This is a genomic window from Cupriavidus sp. 05N39, assembly GCF_056397325.1.
Window position 1 is genome coordinate 57100 of the sequence record NZ_JBFTNE010000043.1, and the last position, 7072, is coordinate 64171.

The window sequence follows — 7072 nt, forward strand, 5'->3', positions numbered from 1 at the left end:
CGATTAACCCTGTTCCAGGCGTTTGCGCTCGTTGTCCAGATGGAAGGCGCCGTCCACCACGATGCGGTCGCCCGGTTTCACGCCGCCCTGCACCACGCGCATGCCGTCGCTCTCGGCGCCCAGCTTGACCTTGGTCAGGCGGTACAGGCCACCGGCCTGCTCCACGTACACCAGCTCGTCGTTGCCGTCGCGCACGATGGCGGATTCGGGGATCACCAGTTGCTCGGACGGCGCGCTGGCAATCAGCATGCTGGCCAGCATGGCCGGCTTCAGGCGTCCTTCGCGGTTCTCCAGTTCGGTGCGGACCAGCACGGTGCGCGTTTGCGGATTCACGGTACGGCCCACGTAGATGAGCTTGCCGGTGATCTGCTTCTGGCCAGCGCCATTGCCCAGCGACGGCACCTCGATATCCACGCTCTGGCCTTCGGCCACCAGCGCCGCCTGCTGCTCCGGCACCTCCGCCACCACCCATACGCGCGACAGGTCGGCCACGGTGTAGAGCGCGTCGGCAGGCTGCACCACCTGGCCTTGCGCCACGTTGCGCTCCACCACGGTGCCGCTGATGCTGGAGAACACCGGCGAATAGGAATCGATGCTGCCGCTCTTGGCGAGTTGCGCCACGGCGGCGGGCGACATGCCAAGCACGCGAAGCTGGTCGCGATAGGCCCGCATCTCGGCCGACGAGATTGCCAGTTCGCTCTCGCGCCGCTGCAGCYCGCCGCGGCCGATCACGTCGGCGGCGAACAACTGGCGCGCGCGCTCGGCGTTGCGGACCTGCAGCTCGGTCTGGGCCTCGGCCTTCAGAAAGGCCATCTGGGCCGCGCCCAGTTCGCTGCTATGCAGGCGGGCGAGCACCTGCCCCGCCTTGACCTCCTGGCCCAGGATGCCGTAGAGATCCGTCACGCGGCCGGTCACGCTGGCGCCGATGCGGGCCACGCGCTGTTCGTCGAAATCGATGCGCCCGGACACGCGCAGCACTTCGCTGAAGGCGCTGGTGGCGACCGGCGCCACTTTGAGCGATGCCTGCAGGGTGCCTTCCGGCTTGACCACGCCGGGCGGCTGCTTGGGCGCTTCGGTGGCGGGCGCGGGTTCGTCGGAGCAGCCTGCCAGGGAAAACAGCAGGACTGCGGTTGCCGTCAGGGAAAGAAGAAAATGGGGACGCATGCTTATTGGGTTTCCGTAGGTGCCGAAGGAGCGAAGGGAGCCGTGGGTGCCCCGGATTGCCCGGGCACGCTCGACAGCAGCTTCTCGATCTGGATGGTGGCCGCCTGCAATTCGTACTGCGCGGCGATCAGGTCGCTGCGCGCGCCGCGCAGCACGCGCTGGGCATCGAGGTAATCCAGGATGCCGCGCTCGCCAAAGCGATAGGCCGACTCGGCCACCGAGAGCGCGGACTCGGCCTGGCGCACGATGCCGCCTTCCAGCGCGCTCACCTGCGCCTGCGTGATCTCGTATTGYCGGTAGGCCGACTCCAGCTCCTGCGCAAGCTCGAACTCGCGCGCCTCCAGCGCCGAGCGGGCCTGGATCGCCTGCGCGGTGGCCTCGCCCACCGGGCCGCTGCGGCGGTCCCACAGCGGGATGGTGAGGACCAGGCCGACCTGCGAGACCGTGTTGTCGGGCTGGCGCTCGGCGCTGGCGCGCACCGCCAGTTCCGGCAGCCTCAGCGAGCGCTGGTAGTCCACCGCCAGGCTGGCCCGGTCGGCTTCCAGGCGGCGCTGGGTCAGTTCGGCGTTGGTTCCGGTCAACGTATCGCGCAGCACCGGCAGGGCCGGCAGCGCCGGCGCCTGGTTCAGGCTGCCGGCCAGCGAATAGGCCGCCGGCAAGGCGCCGCCCACCTGCTGGCGCAGCGCGGCCTTGGCCTGGTTGACCCGCAACTGGGCGCTCTGCAGCGTCTTTTGCGCGCCGAGCAGTTCGGTGTCGGCCTTGATCAGCTCATAGCGCGGCGCTTCGCCAACCTCCACCCGCAGGCGGGCGCGGTCCTGGATCTGCCGCATCATGGTCAGGTCTTCCTTGGCCGCGGCCAGTTCCATCTCGCGCCGCAATACGTCGAAATACGAGGTCTTGACGCGCGCCGCCAGATCCGCCCGGAACGCCTGGCGGCCAGCTTCGGTCGCCTCCAGGCCGCGCCCGGCGATCTCGGCGCGCAGTTTGCGCTGCTGCGGATAGTCCAGCTTCTGGGTGATGGCCATGGTCGGCGCGGCGCCACCGGTCACACCGGAGGTACGCGGCGACAGGCGGCCGTACAGCACCTCCACCTGCGGATTGGGATAGGCGCGCGCGCTGGTCACGGCGGCACTGGCGGCATCCACGCCTGCCTGCGCCGCTTCGACGCCTTTGTTGGTGGACTGCGAAAGGGACAGCAGTTGCGGCAAGGTGAACGTTTCCGCCGCGAGAGCCGGCAAGGCTCCGAGCGACAGCAACGCCACCATGGAATACATAGTGATCTGTTTGATCTGCATGACAAATGGGGGCAGGCGAAACGGCTGCGCGCCCGCCGCCGGCGCGCGCAAGAAGCGCGCGCCAACGGTCAGCCAGCGATCGCGGACGCGATCGGGCCCAGGCGCCCAGGCAATGGGAACGCAGCCCGGGCACGCCAATGGCGCGCCGGGGTTGCCAGGGCTGTCAGATCAGGGAAATGGGCGGCTTGAAGAAGGCCGCGGGCAAAGGCTCCGGGCGCGCCGGGAGCTGTTGCGCGATCTCGTTGGGCGGCAGCGAGACGCGTACGGTCGGCAGCGCGAAGAGCGCGCTGGATTCCTCGATCTCGTCGAGCATGTCGAGCGGGTCGAGCAGGTCGGCGGACCAGATTTCGCAGTAGCCGGGCGGGTTGTCGTCCTCCGCCAGCACCTCCGCGGCCGATTCACCCGGCAGCCCATCGTCGCCCGGCGCCACAACGCGTTCCAGGTCGGCACCGCCGTCCAGTTCGTCGAGGGTGCGGGCGAGCGTGGATTCCAGGATCACGCGGTCGAGCGGGTCAAGCCGCTCGGCCTGGGCAGACTCGAATGCAGCCCCCGCCGCACCGGCGTGCGAACCCGCCGCTGCCCCGAAGGACAGCAGAGACAAGCACAGAACGGTCAGCAGGAGCAGCAGGGATCGCATGAATTGGGGGTAAACGGAGATGGCGCAGTGCTCGCCCGCAGCGTGCAAATGGCCTGAAATGGCCTGTTGCGAGGCGATGGTGCACTACAGCATTGTAACTGAACGCAATTCATAGACAGGGAAGCGCCCGGCATGTTCCTGAAGGGTTGCGAAAGTTGCCGGTTGCCTTTTGAGCGACGCCGGTAGCAAGTCGACAAGCTCCGATCATTGATCGGGCAGGTTTCCATATCACGTTCCCACAACCGAAATCCACTGCCACATCGCAAACGCGGCCAGCACGAGCGCCGAGACCGCGTTGATGCGCTGGCGCCAGGCGGGCGTGAACAGATGGCGGCCCCGTGCGACCACCAGGGAAAGCGCGAGCCACCAGAGCGATGACCCGGCAAATACCCCCAGGATCATGGGAACGGGAGAAACCGGGCCGAGGGCACCGCCGCTCAGGGCGCCGAACACGGCGACAAACGACAGGATGGTGGCGGGATTGGACAGCGTCAGGACAAAGGTGCCGGCGAGACAACGCAGCAGATCCGAGCCGCCGGGCACGGACGCCGCCGATGCCGCCAGCGGCGCGCGCCAGGTACGCCAGGCCAGCCAGAGCAACAAGGCGCCGCCGCCCAGCGCCAGGGGCATGCGCGCGGCGGCAAGCGCGTGGATGATCCAGCTGACCCCGAAGGCGCCGATCGCGCCATACACGGAGTCCGCCAGCGCGGCTCCCATGCCGGTGGCCAGTCCCACTGCCATGCCGCGCTCAAGCGTGCGCTGAATCGTCAGGAGCCCGATGGGGCCGACCGGCGCCGCGATCGAAATCCCGACCAGGGCCGCCTTGAGGAAGAGGAGAAGTGTCGTCGAATCCATGCGCCCATGGTATCCAGTTCTCCCCGGCAAATGAATCGTGTAAATTCCGTGGTTCGGCAGACGAGCTTTCGATTTTTTAAGCTGCCCGGCCAAAGTACGGAAACCCTATGCTTGAACTCGATGACAAGGCATGGCGCCTGATCCAGTCCATCCAGGCCGATGGGCGGCAACCGCTCAAGGTACTGGCCGCAGCCACGGGCTTGTCCATCCCCGCTACGCTGGAGCGCCTGCGCCGCCTGGAAGAGGCCGGCGTGGTGCGAGGATTCCATGCGGACATCGACCCGAAGGCCGTGGGCTACAGCGTGCGCGCCATCGTGGGAATCAATGTGCCTCAGCCGGGCAAGCAGGCGTTGCTGGACAAACTCCGCGACTCGCCGCGCGTACTGGAATGCCATCATGTCAGCGGCAACGATTCCTACATGCTATCCGTGGTGGCCACCGACCTGGAGGACCTGGAGTTGTTCCTCTCCGAGATCAACGGGTTCGGCGAGACAAGGACTTCCATTGTCTTCTCGACGCCGATCGAGCGCCGGGGACTTGCGCCGCCGGCACAACGGGAACCGAGGCCGGCCGGCTAGCCCCGGCATTCGCGCCATGCCTCGATCGAATTCAAGGCGGGTTGAGATTATTTCAAATCCCGGCCATGGTTATATTCCCGTCTCCTCCTGATTTCGCCCGCACTTCGCTGATACGGTAAATTAGGCGCGCTCTGATACTGTACGGCAGCCTGGGGCACGGCTACGCTTGGTCCGATACTCTCCGCGCGATCATTCTCATGGTGATCAGGCCATGCCAACCGCGGTTGCGGCGGTTTGTATCGCTCCCGATACGCCGCGTTTTTTCGGCATGAACATGCCGGAATATCGCTCGCGAAACCGAAGCCGACACTCCCGGAGATTGATGGAATCACAGCATTCCGTTAATCCAGCTCGAAGCACGATTGGCTTGCCAATCTCGTACTGCAAATCATGACCACCACACCCGAAAATATCGAAGCAAAGCCGGATGGCACACCTGACCAAAGCCGCGAATCACTGCGCAAGGCCGCCCTGGAATATCATGAATTTCCGACACGCGGCAAGATTTCGGTCACGCCGACCAAGCCGCTGTCCAACCAGCGTGACCTGGCGCTGGCCTACTCGCCGGGCGTGGCCGCCGCGTGCGAGGAAATCGTGGTCGATCCGGCCAATTCCTTCCGCTACACCGCGCGCGGCAACCTGGTCGGCGTGATCACCAACGGCACCGCCGTGCTGGGCCTGGGCGACATCGGTCCGGCGGCTTCCAAGCCGGTCATGGAAGGCTACGTCGAGCGCAAGCTGCGCGAACGCATGAAGATTCCCGTCTTCCACGATGACCAGCATGGCACCGCCATCGTGGTCGGCGCGGCCGTCGTCAACGGCCTCAAGGTGGTCGGCAAGGACATCGACAAGGTCAAGCTGGTGGCTTCCGGCGCGGGCGCCGCGGCGCTGGCGTGCCTGGACCTGCTGCTCGACCTGGGCATGAAGCTCGAAAACATCTGGGTGACCGACCTGGCCGGCGTGGTCTACGAAGGCCGCACCGAGCTGATGGACCCGGAAAAGGCCCGTTTCTCGCAAAAGACCGACAAGCGCAAGCTGGCCGAAGTGATCGACGGCGCCGAYATCTTCCTGGGCTTGTCCGCCGCCGGCGTGCTCAAGCAGGACATGGTCCAGCGCATGGCCGACAAGCCGCTGGTGCTGGCCCTGGCCAACCCCAACCCGGAAATCCTGCCGGAGCTGGTCAAGGAAGTGCGCCCGGAYGCGGTGATCGCCACCGGCCGTACCGACTACCCGAACCAGGTCAACAACGTCCTGTGCTTYCCCTTCATCTTCCGCGGCGCGCTGGATTGCGGCGCGACCACCATCACGCGTGAGATGGAAGTCGCCGCGGCGCATGCGATCGCGGARCTGGCGCGCCAGGAGCAGAGCGACATCGTCGCCACCGCCTACGGCATCCAGGACCTGTCGTTCGGCCCCGAGTATCTGATTCCCAAGCCCTTCGACCCGCGCCTGATCGTCAAGATYGCGCCGGCGGTGGCCGAGGCCGCCATGCAGTCCGGCGTGGCCGCGCGCCCGATCAAGGACATGGACGCGTACCGCCTGCAGCTGCAGCAGTTCGTGTACCACTCGGGCACGCTGATGAAGCCGATCTACGCGGCTGCCCGCCAGGTCGACATGGAGAAGAAGCGCATCGTCTTCGCCGAGGGCGAAGAAGAGCGCGTGCTGCGCGCGGTGCAGGTGATCGTCGATGAAAAGCTGGCCAACCCGATCCTGATCGGCCGCCCGGCCGTGATCGCCCACCGCATCGAGCGCTTCGGCCTGCGTCTGCGCGGCGGCATCGACTTCACCGTGGTCAACCCGGAACACGACGCGCGCTTCCGCGACTACTCCGAGGCGTACTTCAAGATGATGGCCCGCCAGGGCGTCACCCAGCAGTACGCCAAGCTGGAAATGCGCCGCCGCACCACGCTGATCGGCGCCATGCTGGTCAAGCAGGGCGAGGCCGACGGCATGATCTGCGGCACGGTCAGCACCACCGCCGCCCACCTGCGCTACATCGACCAGATCCTGGGCGGCACCAAGGAGGTGTACGCGGCGATGAACGGGCTGGTGCTGCCGGGCCGCCAGATCTTCCTGGTCGACACGCACGTCAATATCGACCCGACCGCCCACCAGCTGGCCGAGATCACGCTGATGGCCGCCGAAGAGCTCAAGCGCTTCGGCATCGTGCCCAAGGTGGCGCTGGTGTCGCACTCGAACTTCGGCTCGTCCGAAGCGCCGTCGGCGCAGAAGATGCGCGAAACGCTGGCGATCCTGCGCGAACGCGCGCCGGAACTCGAGGTGGATGGCGAGATGCACGGCGATTGCGCCCTCGACCCGAAGCTGCGCGACACGCTGGTGCCGGACGGCGCGCTCAAGGGCGAAGCCAACCTGCTGGTGTGCCCGAACATCGATGCGGCCAACATCGCCTACAACCTTCTCAAGGTCGCGGCGGGCAACAATGTGGCGATCGGACCGATCCTGCTCGGGGTCAAGGCGCCGGTGCACATCCTGACGCCGTCGGCGACGGTGCGGCGTATCGTCAATATGACGTCGCTGGTGGT

6 protein-coding genes are annotated in these 7072 nt (G+C 66.6%); 2 read left to right on the forward strand and 4 right to left on the reverse strand.

Translation table 11 applies throughout. From position 1 onward, the window contains the following. Window positions 1–3: 3 nt before the first annotated feature. The 4 genes from AC1DN0_RS21340 to AC1DN0_RS21355 form a co-directional block, all read right to left on the reverse strand. On the reverse strand, window positions 4–1164 hold the full coding sequence (locus AC1DN0_RS21340) for an efflux RND transporter periplasmic adaptor subunit (RefSeq protein WP_477145979.1): 1161 nt from the start codon (window positions 1162–1164) through the stop codon (window positions 4–6). A gap of 2 nt (window positions 1165–1166) precedes the next feature. Beyond that, window positions 1167–2429, reverse strand: a complete 1263-nt coding sequence (locus AC1DN0_RS21345) for a TolC family protein (protein WP_441625875.1) — start codon at window positions 2427–2429, stop codon at window positions 1167–1169. A gap of 193 nt (window positions 2430–2622) precedes the next feature. Continuing rightward, window positions 2623–3096, reverse strand: coding sequence for a cobalt-zinc-cadmium resistance protein (locus AC1DN0_RS21350; protein ID WP_441625869.1), 474 nt, complete (start codon window positions 3094–3096; stop codon window positions 2623–2625). Window positions 3097–3324: 228 nt separating this feature from the next. Then, window positions 3325–3951, reverse strand: coding sequence for a LysE family transporter (locus tag AC1DN0_RS21355; RefSeq protein WP_428179538.1), 627 nt, complete (start codon window positions 3949–3951; stop codon window positions 3325–3327). Window positions 3952–4058: 107 nt separating this feature from the next. Here AC1DN0_RS21355 and AC1DN0_RS21360 point away from each other — a divergent pair, with 107 nt between their 5' ends. Both AC1DN0_RS21360 and AC1DN0_RS21365 read left to right on the forward strand, forming a co-directional pair. Further along, entirely contained in the window at window positions 4059–4529 is a 471-nt protein-coding gene (locus AC1DN0_RS21360) for an Lrp/AsnC family transcriptional regulator (protein WP_441625871.1), read from the forward strand. Window positions 4530–4919: 390 nt separating this feature from the next. Beyond that, the coding region (locus tag AC1DN0_RS21365; protein ID WP_477145980.1) for an NADP-dependent malic enzyme at window positions 4920–7072 on the forward strand (2153 nt) is incomplete at its 3' end.

What these genes read in the sequence shown, in the direction of transcription:
- AC1DN0_RS21350 (WP_441625869.1), bottom strand. Translation starts at nt 3,096, where the DNA reads ATGCGATCCCTGCTGCTCCTGCTGACCGTTCTGTGCTTGTCTCTGCTG.
- AC1DN0_RS21360 (WP_441625871.1), top strand. Translation starts at nt 4,059, where the DNA reads ATGCTTGAACTCGATGACAAGGCATGGCGCCTGATCCAGTCCATCCAG.
- AC1DN0_RS21355 (WP_428179538.1), bottom strand. Translation starts at nt 3,951, where the DNA reads ATGGATTCGACGACACTTCTCCTCTTCCTCAAGGCGGCCCTGGTCGGG.